Below are 23,096 nucleotides of genomic sequence, written 5' to 3' on the forward strand. Positions count from 1 at the left end.
TGCCGGATGAACCATGATTTTCCGAGCGCGCGAGGAAACGAAAATCGTGGTGAATCTCTGCGCGTCAGCGCAGGGCGCTTACGGCAGCTCTGGGGCTGCTAACCCTAAATGTTGCCAGGCTGCCGGATGAACCATGATTTTCCGAGCGCGCGAGGAAACGAAAATCGTGGTGAATCTCTGCGCGTCAGCGCAGGGCGCTTACGGCAGCTCTGGGGCTGCTAACCCTAAATGTTGCCAGGCTGCCGGAAGCGCCACACGCCCTCTTGGTGTCCTGCCGATGAGGCCTTCGCGCACGAGGTAGGGTTCTGCGACGGTTTCGACGGTTTCGGTTTCTTCGCCGACGGCTATGGCGAGGGTGGAGAGACCTACGGGGCCTCCTCCAAACTTGTTGATGAGGGCTTCAAGGACGGCGCGGTCGAGGCGGTCGAGCCCGCGTTCGTCCACTTCGTACATGTCAAGGGCGGTGGCGGCGCTGGTGGCGTCAATCCGATTAATGCCGTTGACCAGTGCCCAATCGCGGACGCGGCGGAGCAGACGGTTGGCGATACGGGGTGTGCCACGGGAACGTCCGGCGATTTCGGTGAAACCTTCGGGGCTGATAGATAGCTCCATGAGACCTGCTGAGCGGCGAATGACGCTTTCAAGTTCAGTTACGGAGTAGAACTCTAGGTGGCCGGTAAAGCCGAAGCGGTCGCGCAGGGGCCCTGGTAGAAGCCCTGCACGGGTGGTGGCTCCGACCAGGGTGAAGGGCGGGAGTTCTAGGGGGATGGAGGTAGCACCGGCGCCCTTGCCCACCACGATATCAACGCGGAAGTCCTCCATTGCCATGTACAGCATTTCCTCAGCCGGGCGGCTCATGCGGTGAATTTCATCGAGGAAGAGCACTTCACCGGGCGTTAGGGAAGAGAGAATGGCGGCTAGGTCACCCGAGTGCTGGATGGCTGGGCCGGAGGTGATGCGCAGGGGCGCGTCCATCTCGGCAGCAATAATCATGGCAAGGGTGGTTTTGCCTAGCCCCGGAGGGCCAGAAAGCAGCACGTGGTCGGCGCTACGGCCGCGCATGCGGGAGGCCTCAAGCACCAGGGAAAGTTGCTGACGAACGCGGTGCTGGCCCACAAAATCATCGAGAGATTTGGGGCGCAGCGCCGCCTCAATCATTTTTTCTTCGGGCTCTTCGTCCATAGACACGAGGCGCTGACCGGGGATTTGACCGTCAGCGTTAGGCAACTGGCTCATAGGGAGTGATTCTACCTTCGGTGGCGGTTCTTTTAGCGGCTAACGGTGTTCTGGCTACCCAGTGAGGCGAGCACTGAGCGCAACGCTTCTCCCACGCCCATGGTTTCTGCGCGGGGGTTGTGATCAATGAAAGCGGCGATAGCTGCCTCGGCGTCCTTCTCGCTCCACCCCAGGCTGGTGAGGGCGTCGAGCACCTGCGGTTTCCAGGCGATACCTTGGTTGATGGGTAGCTGGTCGCTGGTCTCGTGGTCGGCAAGAATCAGCTTGCCGGCTAGCTCAAGGACAATGCGGCGGGCACCCTTAGGGCCAATACCGGGAACCTTGGTGAAGGCCTTATCGTCCCCGGTGGCAACGGCCCTCTCTACTTCAGCGGCGGTGTGGACGCTGAGCACAGCCAGAGCAATACGCGGACCGATGCCAGAGACTGAAAGCATAATGTCAAAGACTTCGCGTTCGGCAGCGTCTGCGAAGCCGTAGAGCGTCATGGAATCTTCGCGCACAATAAGAGTGGTGGTGATGGTGGCGCTCTCCCCCAGTCTGAGCTTTGAGGCGGTACGTGCATTGAGGTGTACCAGCATGCCAAAGCCGTTAACGTCAATCACGGCGTTGTCGAGGCCGAGGTGGGTCACTGTTCCGGTGAGAGAGCTAATCATAGAGCCTAGTCTAATCGAACGTATGTACTAATACAATTAGCGGCGGGCTTTTGCTTCGGCTTCAGCCCAAGCCCGCTGCGCCGGGGTAAGTGCCCTGGTGCGTGCTGTGCCCGCCGGGTTAGAGCCCTGGTGGGTTTGGGTATGAGCTGACATGTCCAGGCCGCCTGAAACAGTGCCGCCGCGCCAACCGTGGCAAATAGCAATAGCGAGTGCGTCAGCGGCGTCCGCAGGTTTAGGCATAGCGGTAAGCCCTAGAATACGCGTCACCATACGGCCTACCGAGGCCTTGTCTGCCCGCCCAGAGCCGGTCACGGCAGCCTTCACCTCAGAGGGTGTATGAAAGTAGACTGGGACGCCGCGGGCAGCCGCAGCAGCGATGACCACCCCCGAAGCGTGGGCGGTACCGATTACCGTGTTGACCTGTTCTTGGGCAAAGACACGCTCGATGGCCAGAGCATCCGGCTGGTAGACATCCAACCAGCTTTCGGCGGCTCGAAGAATTTTGAGGATGCGCTGATCCAGACTCTCAGCCGCGGCAGTACCGGCAATTCCAACCTGCACTAGGGCAGCCTTGCGGTTGGGGCTCATATCAATCATGCCGAAGCCGCAGCGGGTCAGCCCCGGGTCAACGCCCAAAATACGGGCAGCGCCCGGGACTCGCGGGGTAGCGTGTTCCGGGCGCGGTAGCGAGGTCACTGTGATGCGCCCCTTCCCTTGTGGTTTTACTTATTCAGCTTCGAGTTCCGCCATGACGGATTCGTTGATATCAGCGTTGGAGTAGACGTTCTGAACATCGTCCAGCTCTTCAATGGCATCAGCCAGCTTGAGGAACTTACGGGCCCCTTCAGCGTCAATTTCAACCTGCATGGTGGGGCGGAATACGGGCTCATCGTTGTTGTAGTCCAGCTCGGCTTCGTCCAGTGCCTTACGAATGGCAGGCAGGTCGGTTGCCTCTGATACCACGGTGAAGACCTCACCGTCGTCAATAACCTCATCAGCACCTGCGTCCAGAACGGCCATCAGGACATCATCTTCAGTGAGGCTGTCGGTCTTGGTCACTTCGGCAACACCCTTGCGCTCAAAGAGGAAGGCTACTGAGCCGGAGTCTGCCATGGTACCGCCGTTGCGGGTCACCGCGGTGCGAACTTCAGCCGCTGCACGGTTGCGGTTATCGGTCAGACACTCGATGTAGAGAGCGGTGCCCTGAGGACCGCGTGCCTCGTACATTATTTCGGTGTAGTCGATGGTTTCACCGGTCAGACCGGCGCCACGCTTGATCGCGCGGTCAATGTTGTCGTTGGGCACCGAGTTCTTCTTAGCCTTGGATACCGCAAGATCAAGGGCAGGGTTGCCCGAGATATCGGCGCCGCCCATACGAGCAGCTACTTCAATGCCCTTGATGTACTTGGCAAATGCCTTGGCGCGCTTGGCGTCCAGGGCAGCTTTCTTGTGCTTGGTGGTTGCCCATTTGGAGTGACCTGACATGAGTCTCCTTCTAAAAATTCTGGTGCTCACCGGCAGGTGGCACGTTTTACCGCCTTCTATTCTAGCGGTTCTAGCAACATGGGGTTAGCGGGGGCGAGCCGCGGCAGAGGCACGCGCCTTTTCTACCAGTGAATCGTCAATCACCACGGGGGTGAATTCACCGTATTTTTTGATTGCTGCGTGCTTAATCAGGTAGTCCGAGACTGCCGGGTTCTTGGGCAACAGTGAGCCGTGCAGGTAGGTGCCAATCACGTGATGGACGTGCGCACCTTCTCCATCGTCCTCGGTGTTGTTGCCTTCGCCCTTGGTGACGCGGGCCAGGGGCTTGGTGTCGCCCGACAGGTAGGTGAGGCCCGAGTGGTTTTCAAAGCCAACTAGGGTGCCGAACTCTTCTGATTCTTCAACGATGTTGCCAATCAAGCGTTCTTCGCCACCCACGGTTTTAGCGTCAAAGATGCGCACGCCGTTAAGGGTCTCCCCGCCCACGGTCTTAAATTCTTTGCCGAAGAGCTGGTAAAGACCGCAGATTACCAGCATGGGGGTGCCGTCCTGGGCCAGCATGCGCAAAGTTTCGGCGTTCGCCAGCAGGTCATCCTGAACTACTGACTGGCCTGAGTCCTGACCGCCGCCACCGATGAAAATATCGCCGTCCAGGGGGAACTCGTCCCCGGGGTTGTAGTCAACGATTTCGGTGGTGAAACCGTGCGCCTGGGCACGGCGGGACAGAGAGAGGGTATTACCCCAGTCGCCGTAAATGTTCATGTCGCGGGGGTAGAGCTGCACAATTTTCAGGCTCTTGTTGTTACCGGTCTGGGTGATGATTTCCTCGCCCAGTTCTTCGGTGAGGTTTTGGGGCTGGCTCACAATACGTCCTCCACATCGGTAATCTTTGACAGTTCTTTACGGATCGCCAGCATGGCGGTGTAGGTGCAGAAAATACGCATGGGCTTGCCGTTGGATTTTCTGATGAACTCGGCCAAGGCTTCTTCAAGGTCTTCGTCAACGGTCTCTACGTAGACATCATCGTGGGCCAGGCGCAGTGCCATGTCGTAAGCACGGACACCCGAGACCATCGTTACCCCGCCCTGGATGAGGGAGTGAAAGTCCACATCCCAGAGCCAGGAAACGTCGCGGCCGTCGGCGTACTGGTCGTAGATAGTGATCATGGTGGCGTAATCTTTGGCATCAGCAGATGCCAGTGACAGGCGGAAACCACTGGGGTTTTTCACTAGGAGTAGCTGCAACGTCTGCCCGTTAACGGTCAAGGTTTCGCCACGGCCAAAAGCTGGAGTAATTTTTTCAAGCTCGGCCAGCAGCGCAGTTTCGTTGAGCTTCTCCCCTAGAACCTCCTGGGTCAGGGCGATAGCGGCTGCGGCGTTGAAGATGTTGTAGATGCCGTAGAGGTTAACGGTGCCGGTCACCTCGCGGCCTTCTAGACCGAAAGTTGCCTGGGTGCCAGCAAAGTCACTGAGCACGACGGAAGCTGCCGGCAATTCCGGTGCGGTGACCGCTTCATCAACATCAGTGGAGCCGCGCATCTCGTCATCCGAGGGGAAGAGGGAGCGGAGCTTATCTGACAGACCGAAGTAGCTGACCTTGGTGCCTGACTGGGCGTTGCTGGCAAGAGAGCGGATGCGTGGGTCTTCGCGGTTTAGCACGATGGTGCCGCTGGTAGCGCCGGCAACGCTAGAGAGCATACGGCGGGTGGTGTCGATTTCACCGAAGCGGTCTAGCTGATCACGCAAGACGTTGAGCAACAGGGAGTAGCGGGGCCTGACCATTTTGACGAAGTGCACAGCGTGAGCCTCGTCGAGTTCCAGCACGGCAATATCAGCGTCGAGCTTGCCCGTCAGTGACATTTCACCCAGCAGGGCCGCAGCAACGCCACGCACAAAGTTAGAACCGGTGCGGTTGGTAAAGACGCGCAAGCCTTGGGATTCCAGCAGCTGAACCACCATTTTGGTAGTGGTGGTCTTACCGTTCGTGCCTGAGACCACCACAACGCCCTGAGGTAGCTTTGCCAGCTCCTCTACAACGAACTGGGGGTGCAATTTTTCCATCACCAAACCGGGGAAGGCCGAGCCTCCACCGCGCAGTTTGGTTGCGTATCGAATGCCTTGGCCGACAAGGCGGGTTATGGGTCTTGACATACACCCCATCTTACGTGCTCAGCACACCCAAAGTGACAACGAGGCTTTAGGGTGTCTGGCATAATCTGAGCGGTGAGTATGCAGAACATTTTAGAACCGGTAGCACCGCAGGGTTCCTTCATATGGAGGGACCTCAAGTGGGTCAATAGGGCACCCGAGGTTCAGGTAGAACCTTGCATAAATGGCACCCCAGATGGCACCCTGCTCTCGGTGCCGCTGACCCCCGAGAGCTTCTTGGGGGTAGCGGTTATCCCCGAGGACTCTGCCAGCGGCGGACGCTACTGCAGTGGCTTTGCTCTTGCGCGCACCGATACCGCCGGTTTTAGGCACCTTCCCTGCCCCACCTCTCAACCTATAGTTAAAGGTAGACAATGCGATCGTTGCTTGGGGCGCGATGAATTTGCCCCTATCCACCGAGTTCACATGGGCGCCCGCATGACGGAGGCAGCGCTCGCCTACGTCAACCTTGAACATTATCTTTACATTGCGACTTTTCCGGATGGCACCTCTAAGGTCGGTACCGCGTCGGCTCGTTCCAACCCACGGCGTCTGGACGAGCAGGCCGTAGCGTTCGCTACCTTTGTTGCCCGCGCTGATGATGGGCGCATCGTCAGGGTACTAGAAGACCTGGTATCGCGGGAAAGTAACCTCACACAGTTCAAACGGGCCTCTACTAAGTACCGTGCCTGGATTGACCCTTTACCCGCTGACCAGTTGAAATCTGAGCATTACATGGCAGTTGAATCTGCTACCTGGGCGCTGGAGGACGCAGAGCTAGACGGATTTGAGCTTCTGCAAAACCGGTGGCACCCTTCGGCCGCTATGTCCCGCGCCTATGCATCTTTACGGGCAGATGACCGCTTGCCACTGGCCGGGTATGAGTCTCTGGCCGCTGGCTCGCACGGCTTTTTTATCACCGGTGGGGCGGGCAAGTTTCTCACGGCTCACTGCGGTGACCCTGAAGCCAGTTTCTTGGTCAATACCGCTGATTTAGCTAATCGTGCCTGCACCCTCTTTGATGGGCTGACTCCCCCGGCGTCCTTTCAGACCTCGCTGTTCTAGCGCCTGCTAGACGTGATGGTAGGGGCGGTTATTGGCAATTTCGCCTGCGCGGTAAATCTGCTCGGTGAGAAGTAGGCGCACCAGTTGGTGAGGGAAGACCAGCTTGGACAGGCTCCACACAGTGTTGGCTCGTGACCGGACGCTCTCGTCCACCCCGTAGGCACCGCCAATGACCAGCACTATCTGCTTGAAGCCTAGATTTGAGTTCAGCAAGGCTGACAGTTCTGGTGACGATAGGTTTTTGCCGCGCTCGTCCAGCAGAATTAGGTGGTCGTCGGAAGATATCTTGCCGAGAATCCGTTTGGATTCCTCAGCTCGCGCCTGCTCTTCAGCCAGGGAAGAATGGGGCAGGTAGACCCAGCTGACGTCCCACGGCTTGCGGAGCCTGCTTTCGTAGCGGTCAATACCCTGGGTGACCCATTTTTCGTGCTTCTTACCCACAGCAATGATTTTGATGGTCATGGTTAGGCGTCGCTACTTTCTGTGCTTTCTGCAGTTACACCCCAGGCTTCAGCAATGAGAGTTCTAATGTCCCCTAAAGTTTGGGTGACGGTTTTCGTGCCCGCGATGATAGGCAGGAAGTTGGTGTCACCACCCCAGCGGGGCACGATGTGCTGATGCAAGTGATCTGCTACTCCGGCGCCACCAATTTTGCCCTGGTTCATGCCGATGTTGAAACCAGCAGCACGGCTAACCTTCCGCAGAATCTTCATAGCCCGCTGGGTGAGTGCAGCGATTTCTGCGACTTCATCCGCTGAGGCGTCGTCATAGTTAGGGATGTGCCGGTAGGGGCAGATTAGCAGATGCCCGGGGTTATACGGGTAGAGGTTAAGAATCACAAAAGCATACTCACCGCGGTGGACAATCAGCGAGTCAGCGTCCTGGCGCTGGGGTGCTACGCAGAAGGGGCAGGAGTTCTCGCTGTAATCCTGCTGGCCGCCTCTGACGTAGGCGCGGCGGTGGGGCGTCCAGAGGCGCTGGAAGGCATCGGGTACACCCGGTAGTTCGAAGTCGTCGCTGGTGTAGTCAGGTAGCTGCATGGTTAGTCGCTCTCGGTGAAGGTGGCGAAGGTGTAGAGGCCTCGGGAGTCCGTGGCAAAGAGTTCTAGCCCTAGGTCTGTGGTTGCCTGGGCGAGTGTGCATTCAAAGCCGCTGGGGTCTTGATGTTCCGCTGCCTCACCAAAGAGGGCCAGGGCTAGAGAGTCGCCGGGCGAGAAGCGCGGCCGGTAGGTCAAGGCGTCGAAACCCGCTGCGCAGAAGGCGCTGGCCCAGGCTTGGGGTATGTCGTAGTGAGGCATGCTGGTGAGTTCGCCGGTGATGCCCAGGGTGAAGGCGTCATCGTGGGAAACGTTGGCTGACCTCACGGGGGCGGGTAGCGGCATGCGGGAAATAACCCGGCCCTCGGTGAGGCTGATGGGGATGCGCCGGCCCTGGCTGAGCCTGTCCCCCAGCACCTCGCGGACGGCGGCGCCCGGGTTGCTGGCTAAATAGCAGGTGCCTTTGGGTGCTGGCAAATCAAACCTGCCTTGCATTGATGATGAATAGAACCAGGGGCCTAATTGCTGGCTGTGGGCTCTAAAAAATTCGTGCCCCTGCTCGTATTCGGCAACCGGCGCTAGGGCCAGGTGGGAACCCGGAGTGGGGCCGTGTTGCACCAGTCTTTGACGGCTCATGCGGCCTGCCACCGGGGGGCAAGAGAGCGCGCTTCTGCCAGCACGCGGGCAAGCTGGCCCTGGTCAAGGAGGTCAAGCGGGGTGGTGCCATCGAGCGGTGTATTGAACCACTGCGCTACGGCAAAGGGGTCAGCAGCGCCAAAGGCAAGGAGCACCTGCTGAACGTCCTCGCACACGGCCCGTCCGGCAAACTGAAAGGCGGGGAAAATTGATTCGCCGTTCTCTATGGTTAACCGCAGTAGTTTGTGCTGTTTGACCTGCTTACTGATGGCCGCGCGGGTGGTGACCTTGAGCAGTTTCATGGTGTTTTCAAGGTCGTAGACCGGGCCGATGAGATCGCCGTAGCCGCGCACGCTGGCGCGGGCAAGAACTGAGCGCATACGGCTTTTAACGTCTTCGAGATCGTCAATAGAAGCAAGGAATTCTGGTGGCAGACTCTTCAGGTTTCTGGTGAACTCAGCGATCAGCTGGTCAATCACCGCCTGAGTGCCGGCATCCTGCTGGGTAAGGGCCTGCGACATGGGAGCCTCCTTAGCTATGCCCTATTTCTCCCATCCTAAACCCCGGCGTCAACTGCGTCAACCATCTATGATTATTCCGCGAGGACGCCGGGCGCAAGTCCGAGCGCAAGGAGCTAGCGGCGGGTGTTCCAGGCACGCAGGTACTGGGAGGGCGCATAATCCACATCAACCTTCAGATCCTTAGCCCAGCTCAGAGCAAAGGAGTTATTGCGTAGAGCTTCGCGGCCGACCAGCACCACATCTGCCTGCTCTGAACCTACGATGTATTCAGCAAGGCGGGGTGAGTTAATCATGCCGACGGCCGCAACAGGAATGTCAGCTTCACGCTTGACGTGTGCTGCCATGGGGGTCTGGTAGCCCGCGTAGACCTTGATAGGTGCCGGGTAGTTGCCGCTGGTCGAAATATCAGCCATATCCACACCGTCTTCTTTTAGCCAGGCAGCTACCTGGGCGGTTTCTTCAACGGTGATGCCGCCCTCCACGAACTCGGTGGCGGAGAGGCGCACTAGCAGGGGCATATCCGCGGGCATCTGGGCGCGCATAGCGTGGGCAACCCGGCGGACGAGGCGGGCTCGGTTTTCGAGCGAGCCGCCGTAGTCGTCGGTGCGCTGGTTGGATAGCGGTGAGAGGAACTGGGTAAGGAGGTAGCCGTGGGCTCCGTGGATTTCGAGGAAGTCGTAGCCAGCCTTTACCGCGCGCTGGGCGGCAGCTCCGAAAGCTTCAACGATTTCGCCAATGCGTTCTTCGGTGAGCGCGGTGGTTTCTTTGAGGCCGGGGTAGGCGATAGCTGAGGGGGCGAAGGTTTCCCAGCCGCCCTCTTCAATGCTGAGGGAACCGCCGTCGCGGGAGACGCGCTCAGTAACGCTGGATGCCTTTCGACCAGCGTGGGCAATCTGCACACCAGCTTTCGCGCCGCCGTCATGGATAGCCTGAACGATGCGGGCGTGAGCTGCGGTGTGTTCATCCGACCAGAGCCCCAGGCAGAGGGGGCTGATACGACCTTCGGGCAGGACGCTAGTCATCTCAACGATAACCGCACCGGCGCCACCGCGTGACAGGGCGTTGTAGTGATGTTCATGGTAGTTGGTGGGAATACCGTCTTTTTCGTCGACCGAGTACTGGCACATGGGCGGAACCCAGAGACGGTTGCGGGTGGTCATAGAGCGAACGGTAAAGGGCTCAAAGATGGGGGATGTCATAATATTGCTTCCAGGGTTAGGGTTACTTCTCCCCCTCGTAACAGCGTCACCTGACCTCTTATTCCGTATAAGCCCTTAGCCTGAGTTAGAGAAGCGGCTTTCTAGGGTTCTTTGCTGGATGAGAGGGTTAGTAGAATTGCAGGTATGCAAGAACTTTCTGAGCCGACCATCCGCTCTAGCTTTGTTAACTGTTCGAAGGGTGAAGCTAAGCGCCTAAACCTGCCCAGCCTCAATGAGGTCGCATGGGAGAACCAGGTTTTCCTGTCGTGGCTAGACCCCAAGAGTCCACTGAAGGGCTGCCTGGTGGTGGAGCAGGACGGTATAGTTCAGGGTGTTCTGCTGCAGAAATCTAAGGCACAGAGCAGGGCTGCCCAGATGTGCCAGTTTTGCCTGACGTTGCACCCCGGCTCAGGTATTTCGCTTTACACAGCTGCCCGTCCTGGCGAGCCTGGCAGGCGCGGTAACACCATCGGCACTTATCTTTGTGCCAATCTGGCGTGCACCGACTATGTGCTGGGTAAGAAAAAGCCGGTGGGCATCCGCCAGATGGACGAGACGCTGAGTGTCGAGGATAGGCTGTTGCGCACCAAGAATAATGCCCTGGGTTTTATTGAGCGTTTGAAGAACGAAAGCTGATCCTGGAGGTTCACTAGAATGTTTAGTTTTGCTGACCTTGAAATCCCTCTGGTGGGCGCCCCTATGGCGGGTGGGCCGAGTACGCCCCAGCTTGCTGCTGTGGTGTCTAACGCCGGTGGGTTGGGCATGTTAGCGGCTGGCTACCTGAATGCTGACCAGCTGGCTGAACAAGTGAAGCAAACTCGAGAGCTTACTGATGGGCCTTTTGGGGTGAACCTATTCTGCCCGGCTGACCCCAATGACAATCCTGGTAATGCCAAGGCACTTCTGCAGGGCTACCGGCAGGCACTAGCACCTTTAGGCAAGCAGTACGGTCTAGACCTTCTCAATTACGAACTGGTTCTGCCTGACCACTTTCATTCTTTGCTGGATTGGCTACTTGCCAACCCTGTGCCCGTAGTGACCTTTACCTTTGGTTGCCCTAGTGCCGAGCAAATCGAGCGACTGCAGATGGTTAGCACCTATGTGGGGGTAACCGTCACCAATCCTCAGAACGCTATACTCGCCACCCAGGCTGATGCGAACTTTCTGTGTGTTCAGGGGCCGGACGCTGGCGGCCATCAGTCCACCTTTAGGGTCCAGGACGAGGTCAACCAGCTACCACTGTCGCAGCTTGTTCCTGCTGTTCAAGCTGTCACTAATTTGCCCCTGATAGCCGGTGGCGGAGTCGGTAGCAACCAGGATGTGCAGTCGATTCTCGCTTTAGGTGTTGAGGCAGTTCAGGTTGGCACGGTTCTACTGCTGAGCGACGAGGCAGGCACTAGCCAAGCACATCGCGATGCCTTGCAATCAGGAATTACAGAAACACGGCTCACCCGGGCTTTTACGGGACGTCCCGCCCGAGCCATCGTCAATGATTTTGTAACCGAGTTCGACGCGCTCGCTCCTGCGGTTTACCCACATGCGCATTACCTCACGGCTCCCCTACGCGCTAAAGCCAAGGACGCCGGTGCCTGGCAGCACATAAACGCTTGGACTGGTACTGGGTTTTGCCAGGCACATAATAGCCCAACAATAAAAATAATTTTTAATCTTTTGAAACCCAGCTAGATAAATGAACGAAACCCTGCCTTACCAATTAAAAATTATTATTTTTAGAAAAGTTATTCTACTATGATGTCTTATTGGAGGAATCTTTTATTACATCAAACGAGATATAATTAAATACCTTATACAAATTTGAGCAGGCAATTTACCATATTAGGTATTTTGAATATCTTTTATTCGCTAAATAATCTTCAACCACGGGACCAAAATCTACATATAGCCCATTTTCATCGAACAAGACTCTTTTAAGCATGGCACCAATCTCCTGCTCATCAACTGTCGTTTGTTCAAGATTTTGAATAAATTCTGATATTTCTTTAATCTTATTCCTTCTTTTATTAACTATTGTCGAGTTTTTATTTCCGATATTAAGGTTATCAAATGTGATTTCATAATCAGACTTTTGTGCAAAATCATAAGTTCCATTGATTTCCACATGTATTTCAGACCAATTTGCATCATATGGCGTAACATAAATAGGTTTAGAACCTCTATAATGATTGCAAGTCCCAAATCTTTGAGGACAGCTTAGGAGGAAATTACCGAACTCTAAACTGTCCCCTTTTTGCGCAGATTGTGGATTAAGGTGTTCAATGGATCCAATCTCCCTACTAAGAGATCTACCGCAATACCCACAAGCACCCAGCTGATTTTTCATCAAGGTGTCTCTAATGCAATCCTTAATAGGATTCTTTCCATTAGCGTCTTGGACATTTAACTGAGAATAGGTTTTAACTTTGTTTTTCTTTAAATAAGTTAAATAATCAGATGGGGATTGTACTCTATTAAAAACCTTAGCCATCAGTAATTCTGTCTTTCAGGCGGAATTCTGACAACAAAATCTTATTCCTGAGAGTGTTGTATAGCTGACCTTTAGTGTTGATTTCCTTTTCAAGAATATAAAATTTCTCTTTAGCTTTAACGAGATCGTCTGAATCTAAAAATGATTGAATTCTATCTGACTGCTCGAGAACACTTGAATCCATAGGATTAGCGCCTAGAACAGTTTCGAGAATATACGAAGCGTTTTCACCATAGGTTCCATCAACTTTAGAAATTTCATTTTCGGCAACCGCAAATATATTGCAATTTTGAGCATTTGATAAAACTAATGGTGAATGTGTTGTAATGAAGAATTGGCAATTTGGGAAGATAGACGACAGCTTCTGAGGTAAACTAACTTGCCAGCTTGGATGAAGGTGAACATCAACCTCATCGATTAATACTATTCCAGGACTATCAAGTGGCTTTTGACTATTCGGGTTCATTACGGATAGGGTCCTAGCTATATCACCGACCAATACCAATAAACTTTTTTCACCCTGAGAAAGCTGATCAATATTTAACCATTTTGCATTTTTCATCACTTTTATCCTGTTGGATGAACCGCGGTCGATATGCATCTCAGTGAAATTATCTAAAAATTCAAATACCGCTTTCCTTGTAAAATGCAGCCGTGGATCCTCTTCAAAATTATCAAGCGACTCAATAGCCTTAAGGCCGCTGTTGTTGGAATCTCGATATAAATCCCTGAAACGCTGATTTTCATAGTTTTCAAGCTCTTCAAACCACTCAAAAAAATTCTGAAATCCGTTGTCACCACTTAAAGGTTTAGAATATTCTTCTAATGCGTTAGAACCATTAAATGACCAACGATTTCTGAATCGCCCATTGGATTTACTGATGTGCCGATTTGTACCATAGTACATAATCGAAGGTAAAGTTACTTCTGCATTTAGGAACTGTAAATTATCTTGAATTTCTTTTGTTATTTTATTTAATTGACTAAAATCGGATCGAGTCTTAATTGGGGATCCTTTTTTAGTACGCGCTATGCTCCAAGAGACCGGCGTTTTGCTTTTGAACTCAAAGCTTTTACTATTGTAATCATCCTCATCTATGAACGAGAATAAGTCATCAGGAAATGAGTCTATTTCTAACTTAGCGTAGATTCTCCCAACCTCTAGGTTTATTCTTGCATAGTTTTCGAAATTATTTATTTCATCATTTTCGATGAACTGGCCCTGCCTGCTACTACTTTGGACTCTAGCGGGGAACCAGCTAATTGATTTGGCAATAGCATCCAGAATAGTGGATTTACCACCACCATTTTCACCCACAAAAATATTCATTCTTGGAGACTGATCGCTACCGTTCCAAAAATCAATATAAACGTTATCCCTAAACCCACGATAGTTCTCAAGTGAAATACTTTTTATGTACATTTTAGTATAGTCCTAACTATTCACCTTTGAAACGGTGCAAATTGGATCCGCATTAATCCGTGACTTGATGTGCTCCACAATCCTTGCCACGGCCTCGTCCACGGGTACGCCGTTTTCCTGGGATCCGTCGCGGAAGCGGAAGGACACCGCGCCGTTCTCGGCGTCCTCGCCACCGGCAATCAAGATGAAGGGCACCTTCTCCTTGGATGCGGTGCGAATCTTCTTGGGAAAGCGGTCGGTGCCGTAGTCCACCTCAACGCGCACACCCTGAGCAGCCAACTTAGCGGCAACCTCACCCATGTAGTCGTTGAAAGCCTCAGCAACGGGAACACCCACCACCTGAACCGGAGCCAACCACGCCGGGAACATACCTGCGTAGTGCTCGGTCAGTACACCAAAGAAACGCTCCAGCGAACCAAACTTAGCGGAGTGAATCATGACGGGCTCCTGGCGGGAACCATCCGACGCCTGGTACTCCAGACCGAAGCGGGCAGGCTGGTTGAAGTCGTACTGCACGGTAGACATCTGCCAGGTACGGCCAATAGCGTCCTTAGCCTGAACAGAAATCTTAGGGCCGTAGAAGGCAGCACCACCGGGGTCGGCTACCAGTTCAAGACCGGTCTCAGCAGCAACCTGCTCCAGAACAGCGGTTGCTTCTTCCCACTGCTCGTCTGTGCCAATGAACTTATCCTTCTTATCACCCTCGGTGTCGCGGGTGGAGAGTTCCAGGTAGAAGTCGGTCATACCGAAGTCCTCAAGCAGACTCAGCATGAACTTGAGCAGGTGACGCACCTCGTCCGGTGCCTGCTCTTTGGTCACATAGCTGTGGGAGTCGTCCTGGGTAATCATGCGCACGCGGGTCAGGCCCTGCAGTACGCCTGACTTCTCATCGCGGTAGACGGTGCCGAACTCAAAGAGACGCAGAGGCAGCTCGCGGTAAGAACGGCCACGTGAACGGAAAATCTCGTTGTGCATGGGGCAGTTCATTGCCTTGAGGCGGTAAGCCTGGCCCTCGTCCTCCATCGGGGGGAACATGCCGTCTGAGTAGTAGGGCAGGTGGCCGGAGGTGTAGAAGAGATCTTCCTTCGAGATATGCGGGGTCTTAACGTACTGGAAGCCCTCAGCGATGTGGCGTTCGCGCACGTAGTTTTCCATCTCGCGTAAGATGATGCCGCCCTTGGGGTGGAAGACAGGCAGACCGGGGCCGATAGTCTTGGGGAAGCTGAAGAGATCGAGTTCTTCGCCCAGACGGCGGTGGTCACGACGCTCAGCCTCAGCGATGCGGTCCTTGTAAGCAACCAGCTCTTCCTTGGAAGGCCAGGCGGTGCCGTAGATACGCTGCAGCATGGGGTTCTTCTCAGAACCGCGCCAGTAAGCGCCACCGGTGCGCATCAGTGCGTAGCCGTTGGCAAGAATCTTAGTGGAGGGCACGTGCGGGCCACGGCAGAGATCCTTCCAGACGGTCTCGCCCTTGCGGTTAATGTTGTCGTAGATGGTGATTTCGCCAGCGCCCACCTCAACGGAGGCACCTTCAGCGGCGTCCGCGCCCGAGCCGGGGCCCTGAGCAAGTTCTAGCAGTTCCAGCTTGTAGGGCTCGTCCGCCATTTCAGCGCACGCCTCATCGTGAGTGACCACGCGACGCTGGAAGGTCTGGCCGCTCTTAATGATTTTCACCATGGACTTCTCAATCTTCTTGAGATCCTCAGGGGTGAAGGGCTCCTCAACATCAAAGTCAAAGTAGAAGCCGTCGGTGATATAGGGGCCGATGCCCAGCTTGGCGTCCTTGCGGTATTCCTGCACCGCTTGTGCCATGACGTGTGCAACCGAGTGGCGCAGCACTTCAAGACCTTCTTGGTCGTGAACGCTCACAGGCTCTACGGTGTCGCCTGGTGCCAGTTCGGTGGAGAGATCGACCAGGGTGCCGTTGATGCGAGCAACAACAATGTCGCTCTTCTCAGCGAACAGGTCAGCGGCTTTGCTGCCGGCTTCTACGGTGACGTTTTCGCCAGCAACGGTGATGTTGAGGGTAGACAAAGAGTGTCTCCTAAAGTTTGGTGCTCACCCCTACGATGGGTGGGCCGGGCTTACACCTGCGCGATACAGGGGCGCAGGCTAAGCATAAGTTTACCCGCTGTCGCAGTGCCGAGCGACAGCGAAACTATAGGTAGAAACGTGAAAAGTCTTGCACGGATAGGCGTTAGTAAAGACGCCGAGGAGTGCCCAACCAGACCTTACGAAGCTTTGGTGACACCTTCAACCCGAGGTGCAGTCGGTGCCTTTGCCCGTGACTTCTTGAAATCAACGTCCAGACCGTCAATACTGCGCAGACGTTTGCGCATGACCTTGACAGCCTCGGGGTTCTGATCGATGAGCAGGAACTTGCGGTCAAGCTGGGCAGCGGCGTGGCCGGTGGTGCCTGAGCCTCCAAAGAAGTCCAGCACCCAATCTCCTTCAGCACTAGATGCCTGGAGGATACGCCGCAGAATACCCAGGGGTTTCTGGGTGGCGTAACCGGTTTTCTCTTTGCCGCTGGGCGAAACGATGGTGTGCCACCAGACGTCCGTGGGTAGTTTGCCAGCCAGCGCCTTCTCTTCGGTGACCAGACCGGGTGCCATGTAGGGCTCGCGGTCTACCGCCTCAGAGTTGAAGTAGTAGTTCTCGGGGTCTTTAACGTAGACCAGAATGTTGTCGTGCTTAGCCGGCCACTTCTTCTTCGACTTAGCGCCATAATCGTAGGCCCAAATGAGTTCATTGAGGAAGCATTCTCGGCCAAAGAGGGCGTCCAGCACCACCTTGGCATAGTGCACCTCGCGGTAATCAAGGTGAAGATAGAGGGTGCCGCTGGGCTTGAGCAGGCGCCACGCCTGAATCAGGCGAGGCTCTAAGAACTCCCAATATTCCTCAAAGGAGTCGTTGTAGCCGTAGACATCGCCCTTGATGGTCTCGTAGGTGTGCCCCTTATAGCCCACCCGTGAGCCACCTTCGGTGCGCACCGTCTTGATGCTCTGACGGCGCTGCACCTTACCCGTATTAAAGGGTGGGTCAATGTAAATGAGCTGAAACGACTCATCGGGCAGGTTTTTGAGTACGGCAAGGTTATCTCCGTGGACCACCATGCTGGCGCCACTTGCTGACCAAATAGAACGTTTCGACACATCGTCCAGAATACCCCACGCTCCCCCGGTGCGTTACTCCCCACCAGTGAGGGTTAAGCCACGCCCTCGATGGAGCAGACGTTGGTGAGGCGACCAATACCCTCAATCTCTGTCACCACGGTTTGCCCCGGTGCCAGCCACCTACGCGGACGCAGGGAAAGGCCAACCCCTGCCGGTGTGCCCAGCGCGATAAGATCCCCGGGCTGCAAAGTCATGAAGGTTGAAATATATGAAATCACTTCAGCCGGTTTAAAAATGAGGTTGGCGGTGCTACCCTGCTGCCGTATCTCACCGTCCACGGTGCAGGTCATTGCTAACCCGCCAGCTATATCTAGCTCGTCGGGACTGACGATGACCGGGCCGAAGGGGGTCATTGAGTCCCAGTTCTTCCCCTGGAACCACTCGCTGGTGCGCCCCTGCCAGTCCCGCACCGATACGTCATTGAGGACGGTGTAGCCCAGTAGGTATTCCTCAGCTTCTTCAACCGGGATGCGGCGCCCCTCCTTTCCAATCACGGCGCAGAGTTCAACTTCCCAGTCAATTTTATTGCTCTCGGGGGGCATCTGAATTTGCTCACCAGGACCAATGAGCGCATTGCCGAACTTGGTGAAAATAGTGGGGTGGGAGGGGGTTTCAGCGCCTACTTCTTTGGCATGGTCGGTGAAGTTAAGGCCTACGCACAGCACCCGGGAGACGTTGCTTAAAGGGCGGATGAAGTCGCCCTCACTCAGATCTAACGGTTGAGCATCCATATGCTCGGCAGAAATGAACTGAACCTCGCGGGTCGCCAAGTAGTCAGCCAAGGGTTTATCCAGCTGATACCAGCGTGATCCTTGCTCGATAACAGCAACTGGTTTTCCTCGTAAAAGTATCTGAGCGAACTTCATATTTCTACTCCTCTAAAAGTTATAATTCTTTTAGTATCATTAACGAATCTGCAGGTCAAACACTCTTTATTTGGTAAGAAATACAAAGAAAAGCAGATGAATTTATAACGAACACCTTACATAACTATTAGCAAACAGAGTACTCTATACCTCACAGTGTAATTTATTTCAGATACTAAGGAGGCTCGCGATGAGCGGCTTTATCACCCTCGTTTCCCAGACATCCAAAGCAACGAAGCCCATCACCGTCAGCACTCGCCCTGCCCAGGTTGAAGACGCTGAGGCTCTAGCCCGTCTCTACTTCGCCTCCTACGAAGGCGACCGCTTCAGCTCCCAGGCTGAAGCTGCCACCGAGATGGAAAAGATTTTGCGCGGTGAACACGGTGAGTTCTACACCGATGCATCCCCCGTCGTCGTTGATGAACACGACCGCGTTATTGCCGCGTCCCTCTGCCTCAAAAACAGCCCCGTAAGAGAACCCAAAGATCTACCGACCATCTATGAGCTCTTCACCGCAGCATCCCGCCGCCGTGAGGGTCTTGCTGAACAGTTGATTCGCAAGTCTATTGATCAGATGTTCGAGGACGGCTACGAGCAGGTTACCGTACGCATCCAAGACAACAACTCTGCAGCATTAGCCCTCTACCTTACCCTCGATTTCAACCGTTGGTACCCTGAGGCGGAAGACATCTTCTAAGGTCTAAGGTCTACAACTAGGGGCTAACCGCTATGTGCGGTTAGCCCCTTTTTTTCTCTGTCTGCTGCGTGCCTAGAGCCCTGTTAGCAGGTCTTCGGCGGGTTCCATCAGGTAGGGGGCGTTGTTACTAACGTTCCCGACGTCCTTGCTGACCGGGTGCATCGTCCAGCCAGCGGTCTGGGCAAATGCCTGCTCCCGAAGGTGAATTAGTGCTGCTTCTGCACTCTGCCGTTGATGCAATTTAGATATGGTGTCGGCTGGTTTACGGGTGCCAGCGGCTCTCCCTGACCGCAGCCAGAAGGTCAAACTATCGCTTTCACTTACATCCCGGTCATCGGCTACGCTCAGTGGAATCGGCAGACGGTTATGGAGCTGCCCCAGTTGCTCTTCGATCTGGTTGGCATAGGGCGCTTCGCCACCCAAATCAGCCAGAATGCCGCTATCAAATTCACCGTTTCCCGGTGAATCCATGGTGATGATTGAGCAACTCAGCAACCATTGGCCGCCCTGCCCTTCAAAGCCGGAACCAGGGCCAGCAAACTCTTCTGGGATTTTCCACCACTCGTACAGCCCAGCGAAGTAGATGGGGCGACCGTCTGCGCGGTGTACAAAATAGGGGGTCTTAGCTGTCTTACCGGCAGCAGTTGTCTCGGTTTTCCACTCGTAGTAGCCACTGACCGGTACAGCGCAGTGCCCCGCCACCGCCGCTTCACGGAAGGTGGGCTTGGTAAAGATCGTCTCACTGCGCGCGTTGAAGGCACGTGATGCAAAGGAAGGGTCTTTAGCCCAGCCCGGCAACAGGCCCCAACGGGCTGCGTGCATCTCACGTACAAACCTGCCCTGGGCTGGTGCGGACGCCGCGGCGTCCGGGCTAACGTGGGGAACAAAAGATGCGGTGCTCCCTGGCACGGCTTTCAGGGTTTCGTCTCCAAACAGCCTATCCACCAGAATGGGCACCATATGGGTGGGTGCCACGTTGTAATTGGCTATTGGTTCTGTGAGCTGGGCTCCTGCTAGGTATTGGGTATGCTCTAAAGCTAGTTCAAGAGCGTAACGGCCGCACATTAGAAGCCCTCACTTTCATAGGCCTCGATGACAGCGTCTTCAATGTCGTCAACGGTCATGAGTGGTTCAATATCGGTCAGAGCACCTACCGTTGCCGGCTCTAAGGGCAGGCCAAGTGCACGATAGACATCTTCGGTCACTGCCCGTAGCGGCTCAGGGTTCTCCACGACGATGCCACTGGAAAACCACCAGGCACCCGAAACCACGCGCTGGGCGGTACCAATAATTTTTACCCGGTAACCGCCGGGAATCTGACCCCAGACCGAGTATTCGCCGGGGCAGTATTCGCCGGGTAGCTCCCCCACGCCCGCTTGAATGCCGAGACTTTCCAGGGCCTTTGCAAACATGTTTCCAAAAATACCGTAACGCTCGTGGTTACCGCTGACGGCATCCGGGGCGTACTGAAAATGATCCACCACCAGGCACCCGCGATGGTAGGCAGCAGCATACCCGCCAACGGTGCGTACCAGAGGTTCGAAACCTTGGTCGAGACAGGCTTGGCGCGCGGACGGGAATTGCGGGTTAAGCTCGTCTCGGCGCCCAAAAGCAACCGTGGGTGCCGGGCGGTAGAGCCGCAGGGTTGAGGGCTGCTCTCCCCTGCCGACAGCGCGCACCGTCTGCATGGCGCTATCGATCATTTCGTTCATGGTGGCGGTATGATCACTGCCGAATCGTTGAAGCTGCACGGTACTCCTAGTCCACAGAAATTTCGTTGAGGCTGGTGGAAACAAACTCCCACCAGGTGGGTTGCAGACAGGCGTTGAGCGCTACTCTTTGTGAAATGATGTGCGAGGGGCTGGTGCCGTAGAAGGGTAGAAAGCCTTCGGCGATAATGGCCTCTGCCAGCGTCCTGACCATGGTGCCGGCTAACCCTGCGCCACGGTGCTGAGGTAGCACATCGATGCCGATCTGCTGCATGAGGTTGGAGTCCTCGCTAGCCCCGGCAAGGGCTACAGTCTCACCGTGGGCAAGTGCGGCTAGCACCTGCACATCTGGGCGTAGTTCTTTGAAGCCCAGGGCATTGCTGAAACGCTCATCGTCGCGGAAAGCTTCAAGCTCCTGCGGTTCTAACCAGCGCAGTTCGTACCCCTCTATCTGCGGTAACCTAACGTCCTGCGCGGACGCCGCCGGTTGGTGCTTCCAGAAACTGCGACCGGGGGTGTAAAAGAGTGAGGTGCTCGAGACCTGCAGGGCGAAGGGGGTGAGATAGTCGTTGAGTTTGCGCAGCTCGGAGTAGTCGCCCACCCAGTTGCCGTTGTCCCCTGCCAGCAGTGCTTGGGCGGCGTCCAGGACACGCGGGTGGGCTGCGGAGACGGCGGTAAGCCCACGAAAGTTGATGAGGCGAAGCTCCCAGTGGTCACGGTAGCGGCGGCGGTCAGCGCCCCTCTCTTCGAGGGGTAGACGCTGACTGGTGAGCAGCGTGGAGCCGTGCTGGAAGGCGAGGTCAAATGACGCTGGTGGCAGGCACATATCCACCGACAGCTGCCGGTTGAGCAGAGTAAGGGCGTCCTCATAACTGACGATTGGTGTGGGCATAGCTCACTTTCTGGGGTGCAGGTATACCTATCTAGGGTACTCCGCCTGCTTGCGGGAGGGCAGACTATGTGCCGCGGTTAAACTGAGAGCATGAAGATTGTGGTTCTTGGTTTGAGCGGTGCGGGTAAATCGACGTGGGCACGTACCCTGGCTGATAGGCACCAGGTGCCTGTTCTGCACCTGGATAGGGTGCACTGGTTGCCGGGGTGGAGTGAGCGAATTCTTGAGGATGAACGTACTCTTGTGCGGGACTTCATGGACTCGCATGACGGCTGGGTGGTTGAGGGTGGTTACTCCAACGTGGAGTTTGAGCGGCGACTGGAGGAGGCAGACCAGATTTTTATTTTGTTGGCTCCGCGTTTGGTGCGGTTGTGGCGGGTTGGATGCCGGTGGTTGCGTTTTCGCGGCGCTGCCCGCCCCGATATGACCGAAGGTTGTCCCGAGAAAATCGATTTGGAATTCGTGAAGTGGATTCTCTGGAAAGGAACCAGCCCAAAGAAGCTAGCTGCCCTGCGGGACGTGCAGAAGCGTTACCCGCATAAGACCAAGATTTATAAGTAGTGGAGGCATAAAGCACCACAACAATAAACCCCCGCAGTTTCCCTCTCAACAGCTACGCTATGTTGCTGTTCTAAGAATGAAACTACGGGGGTCCAAGTCAGGAATGGTTTAGAAGTCCCAGTCCTCTTTACCACCACTTTTAGTGTCTGTTTGACTCGTTAAAATAGGCGAATGGCATCAGCTCTGACCGCTATCTATCCGGTCAGTAATCTGCTACCTTGCTTGCACCTTCTTGGCACATCTCATCGAGTAGGAATTGGTATCGATCAAACTCTGGAAGGCATTCCGCCTCGTCCCTTAACAAGCGATCACGTACCTCCAAGAACAGCAAGCAGGTATCACTCAAGCGCAAATCAACGAGATTTACCGCGTCTTATACCCGTTCAAGTTGCACTCAGCTATCAGCGAGGGCAAAGCCTCCGTCAAGTACCATCTGACACACCGTCAGAGCAAGGTTGAATTGGGTACGCGCCTGGTCAAGAGATACTTGGCCAGGGGTTTGCCCGTGATGCCCCGGTTCGTACGGCATCATTTGCAAGAGCTGAACAAACTTGAGGACAGACTGTTCGGGGTCATTGGCGGGGATCGCTGATACCCACTTATGAGGGGCTGATTTTATGTCCCTAATCATTGAGGAAATCGTAGCCCTTGTGTTGCTAGGACTGACAACCGGATGTAGCAGAAACTCAACAGCCTTTCGAGAAGCCACCCAGGATTCCGCCGGGGTGCCGTTATGCCCATAAGCATTAGTGAAAGCCTGCTGTAGGTACTCAGAGCAGGATTCACTAACACTCCGAGCCAGGTTCAGATAATGTTCCTGCGTCTCAGGTAGAACGCGGCGGGCAAGCCGCCTCGAATTAAAGTCAAAACGCCAATTGACGTTGTAGTGCAAGCAGAGTGAATTTAGCCTTGAAACAACGAATGAATCGTGTATTTTTGCTGCCAAAAACTCAAGCGTATTCAGCAACTGAATCTCACCGGTAGACGAGTACCTCAGTACCCTCTCACTATTGGTCCTCACTCCGTTGCTGTTCTTGTACGTGGGTATACCGCAAGCACCAATCAACGGCTCTAGATCATCAGATCGAAAGTGATAAATCACATCTACGAGCCATTCCCTTGCAGCATGTGAGGTTGCTTCATCCTCTAAAAATCCATTTTTCAAAGCGACTGGCTCCTGAACCCCAAGCCTTACACCTAATGGAATCCACTGTTCTGACATTTGCTCTCCTGAAAGACAAACAGACGATTAAGTATCTCGTTACAACACCCGTCGAGGAAGACTCCCCCTGCGGCGTCCACGCCACCG

General features: G+C 55.0%; 25 protein-coding genes. 5 read left to right on the top strand and 20 right to left on the bottom strand.

The window, feature by feature from the left end:
* Nucleotides 1–198: 198 nt before the first annotated feature.
* The 6 genes from ruvB to M3668_RS00030 all read right to left on the bottom strand — a co-directional run bounded on the left by ruvB (nucleotide 199) and on the right by M3668_RS00030 (nucleotide 5,533).
* Nucleotides 199–1,236, bottom strand: a complete 1,038-nt coding sequence (gene ruvB, locus M3668_RS00005; RefSeq protein WP_251378799.1) for a Holliday junction branch migration DNA helicase RuvB — start codon at nucleotides 1,234–1,236, stop codon at nucleotides 199–201.
* Nucleotides 1,237–1,268: 32 nt separating this feature from the next.
* Nucleotides 1,269–1,889 carry a Holliday junction branch migration protein RuvA gene (ruvA, locus tag M3668_RS00010; RefSeq protein ID WP_251378800.1) on the bottom strand — a complete coding sequence of 207 codons (621 nt, stop codon included), beginning with the start codon at nucleotides 1,887–1,889 and terminating at the stop codon, nucleotides 1,269–1,271.
* A gap of 36 nt (nucleotides 1,890–1,925) precedes the next feature.
* On the bottom strand, nucleotides 1,926–2,585 hold the full coding sequence (ruvC, locus tag M3668_RS00015; RefSeq protein ID WP_251378801.1) for a crossover junction endodeoxyribonuclease RuvC: 660 nt from the start codon (nucleotides 2,583–2,585) through the stop codon (nucleotides 1,926–1,928).
* A gap of 30 nt (nucleotides 2,586–2,615) precedes the next feature.
* Nucleotides 2,616–3,374, bottom strand: coding sequence for a YebC/PmpR family DNA-binding transcriptional regulator (locus M3668_RS00020; RefSeq protein ID WP_237203674.1), 759 nt, complete (start codon nucleotides 3,372–3,374; stop codon nucleotides 2,616–2,618).
* Nucleotides 3,375–3,458: 84 nt separating this feature from the next.
* The gene (locus M3668_RS00025; protein WP_425570010.1) at nucleotides 3,459–4,238 is read right to left on the bottom strand and encodes a type 1 glutamine amidotransferase; all 780 of its coding nucleotides are present in this window, start codon (nucleotides 4,236–4,238) and stop codon (nucleotides 3,459–3,461) included.
* Nucleotides 4,235–5,533, bottom strand: coding sequence for a Mur ligase family protein (locus M3668_RS00030; RefSeq protein WP_251378802.1), 1,299 nt, complete (start codon nucleotides 5,531–5,533; stop codon nucleotides 4,235–4,237). The genes M3668_RS00025 and M3668_RS00030 overlap by 4 nt, the downstream gene beginning before the upstream one ends.
* Before the next feature lie 69 nt (nucleotides 5,534–5,602).
* Between M3668_RS00030 and M3668_RS00035 the strand changes: the two genes are divergently transcribed.
* Nucleotides 5,603–6,586, top strand: a complete 984-nt coding sequence (locus M3668_RS00035; protein ID WP_251378803.1) for a hypothetical protein — start codon at nucleotides 5,603–5,605, stop codon at nucleotides 6,584–6,586.
* Between the two features lie 6 nt (nucleotides 6,587–6,592).
* On the opposite strand, the gene M3668_RS00040 is transcribed toward M3668_RS00035, so the two are convergent.
* The 5 genes from M3668_RS00040 to M3668_RS00060 form a co-directional block, all read right to left on the bottom strand.
* Nucleotides 6,593–7,048 carry a 23S rRNA (pseudouridine(1915)-N(3))-methyltransferase RlmH gene (locus tag M3668_RS00040; RefSeq protein WP_251378804.1) on the bottom strand — a complete coding sequence of 152 codons (456 nt, stop codon included), beginning with the start codon at nucleotides 7,046–7,048 and terminating at the stop codon, nucleotides 6,593–6,595.
* A gap of 2 nt (nucleotides 7,049–7,050) precedes the next feature.
* Nucleotides 7,051–7,626 carry an HIT family protein gene (locus tag M3668_RS00045; protein ID WP_251378805.1) on the bottom strand — a complete coding sequence of 192 codons (576 nt, stop codon included), beginning with the start codon at nucleotides 7,624–7,626 and terminating at the stop codon, nucleotides 7,051–7,053.
* Between the two features lie 2 nt (nucleotides 7,627–7,628).
* Nucleotides 7,629–8,258: an RES family NAD+ phosphorylase gene (locus tag M3668_RS00050; RefSeq protein ID WP_251378806.1), complete on the bottom strand. Its 630-nt coding sequence runs from the start codon at nucleotides 8,256–8,258 to the stop codon at nucleotides 7,629–7,631.
* Nucleotides 8,255–8,779, bottom strand: coding sequence for a hypothetical protein (locus M3668_RS00055; protein ID WP_251378807.1), 525 nt, complete (start codon nucleotides 8,777–8,779; stop codon nucleotides 8,255–8,257). Before M3668_RS00055 ends, M3668_RS00050 begins: the two co-directional genes overlap by 4 nt.
* Before the next feature lie 113 nt (nucleotides 8,780–8,892).
* Nucleotides 8,893–9,978, bottom strand: coding sequence for an NADH:flavin oxidoreductase/NADH oxidase (locus M3668_RS00060; protein ID WP_251378808.1), 1,086 nt, complete (start codon nucleotides 9,976–9,978; stop codon nucleotides 8,893–8,895).
* 144 nt (nucleotides 9,979–10,122) lie between these two features.
* On the opposite strand from M3668_RS00060, the gene M3668_RS00065 reads away from it, so the two are divergent.
* Complete coding sequence (locus M3668_RS00065) at nucleotides 10,123–10,614, top strand: FBP domain-containing protein (RefSeq protein WP_251378809.1); 492 nt, start codon at nucleotides 10,123–10,125, stop codon at nucleotides 10,612–10,614.
* An 18-nt stretch (nucleotides 10,615–10,632) separates the two neighbouring features.
* Entirely contained in the window at nucleotides 10,633–11,664 is a 1,032-nt protein-coding gene (locus M3668_RS00070) for a nitronate monooxygenase (protein ID WP_251378810.1), read from the top strand.
* 142 nt (nucleotides 11,665–11,806) lie between these two features.
* On the opposite strand, the gene M3668_RS00075 is transcribed toward M3668_RS00070, so the two are convergent.
* The 5 genes from M3668_RS00075 to M3668_RS00095 all read right to left on the bottom strand — a co-directional run bounded on the left by M3668_RS00075 (nucleotide 11,807) and on the right by M3668_RS00095 (nucleotide 17,928).
* The gene (locus M3668_RS00075) at nucleotides 11,807–12,463 is read right to left on the bottom strand and encodes an HNH endonuclease family protein (RefSeq protein ID WP_251378811.1); all 657 of its coding nucleotides are present in this window, start codon (nucleotides 12,461–12,463) and stop codon (nucleotides 11,807–11,809) included.
* Nucleotides 12,456–13,886 (bottom strand): AAA family ATPase, encoded by a 1,431-nt coding sequence (locus M3668_RS00080; protein ID WP_251378812.1) that lies wholly within the window; start codon nucleotides 13,884–13,886, stop codon nucleotides 12,456–12,458. The genes M3668_RS00075 and M3668_RS00080 overlap by 8 nt, the downstream gene beginning before the upstream one ends.
* A gap of 12 nt (nucleotides 13,887–13,898) precedes the next feature.
* Entirely contained in the window at nucleotides 13,899–15,920 is a 2,022-nt protein-coding gene (gene thrS, locus M3668_RS00085) for a threonine--tRNA ligase (RefSeq protein WP_251378813.1), read from the bottom strand.
* Between the two features lie 197 nt (nucleotides 15,921–16,117).
* A complete protein-coding gene (locus M3668_RS00090) occupies nucleotides 16,118–17,002 on the bottom strand; it encodes a DNA-methyltransferase (protein ID WP_251378814.1) in 885 nt (294 codons plus the stop codon).
* Nucleotides 17,003–17,094: 92 nt separating this feature from the next.
* Nucleotides 17,095–17,928 (bottom strand): fumarylacetoacetate hydrolase family protein, encoded by an 834-nt coding sequence (locus M3668_RS00095; protein ID WP_251378815.1) that lies wholly within the window; start codon nucleotides 17,926–17,928, stop codon nucleotides 17,095–17,097.
* Between the two features lie 190 nt (nucleotides 17,929–18,118).
* On the opposite strand from M3668_RS00095, the gene M3668_RS00100 reads away from it, so the two are divergent.
* Nucleotides 18,119–18,625, top strand: a complete 507-nt coding sequence (locus M3668_RS00100) for a GNAT family N-acetyltransferase (RefSeq protein WP_251378816.1) — start codon at nucleotides 18,119–18,121, stop codon at nucleotides 18,623–18,625.
* A 72-nt stretch (nucleotides 18,626–18,697) separates the two neighbouring features.
* Here the strand turns inward: M3668_RS00100 and M3668_RS00105 are convergent, their stop codons facing one another.
* From M3668_RS00105 to M3668_RS00115, 3 genes are read right to left on the bottom strand one after another with little or no spacing between them, the layout of a single operon-like run.
* Nucleotides 18,698–19,690, bottom strand: a complete 993-nt coding sequence (locus tag M3668_RS00105; protein WP_251378817.1) for an SOS response-associated peptidase — start codon at nucleotides 19,688–19,690, stop codon at nucleotides 18,698–18,700.
* Nucleotides 19,690–20,376 carry a lipoate--protein ligase family protein gene (locus M3668_RS00110; protein WP_251378818.1) on the bottom strand — a complete coding sequence of 229 codons (687 nt, stop codon included), beginning with the start codon at nucleotides 20,374–20,376 and terminating at the stop codon, nucleotides 19,690–19,692. The genes M3668_RS00105 and M3668_RS00110 overlap by 1 nt, the downstream gene beginning before the upstream one ends.
* Before the next feature lie 7 nt (nucleotides 20,377–20,383).
* Nucleotides 20,384–21,226: a GNAT family N-acetyltransferase gene (locus tag M3668_RS00115; RefSeq protein WP_251378819.1), complete on the bottom strand. Its 843-nt coding sequence runs from the start codon at nucleotides 21,224–21,226 to the stop codon at nucleotides 20,384–20,386.
* Nucleotides 21,227–21,316: 90 nt separating this feature from the next.
* On the opposite strand from M3668_RS00115, the gene M3668_RS00120 reads away from it, so the two are divergent.
* A complete protein-coding gene (locus M3668_RS00120; protein WP_251378820.1) occupies nucleotides 21,317–21,787 on the top strand; it encodes an AAA family ATPase in 471 nt (156 codons plus the stop codon).
* Nucleotides 21,788–22,181: 394 nt separating this feature from the next.
* On the opposite strand, the gene M3668_RS00125 is transcribed toward M3668_RS00120, so the two are convergent.
* A complete protein-coding gene (locus M3668_RS00125) occupies nucleotides 22,182–23,009 on the bottom strand; it encodes a hypothetical protein (protein WP_251378821.1) in 828 nt (275 codons plus the stop codon).
* Nucleotides 23,010–23,096 lie beyond the last annotated feature (87 nt).

Source organism: Rothia sp. P100, from assembly GCF_023712425.1.
GTDB classification, from domain to species: domain Bacteria; phylum Actinomycetota; class Actinomycetes; order Actinomycetales; family Micrococcaceae; genus Rothia; species Rothia endophytica.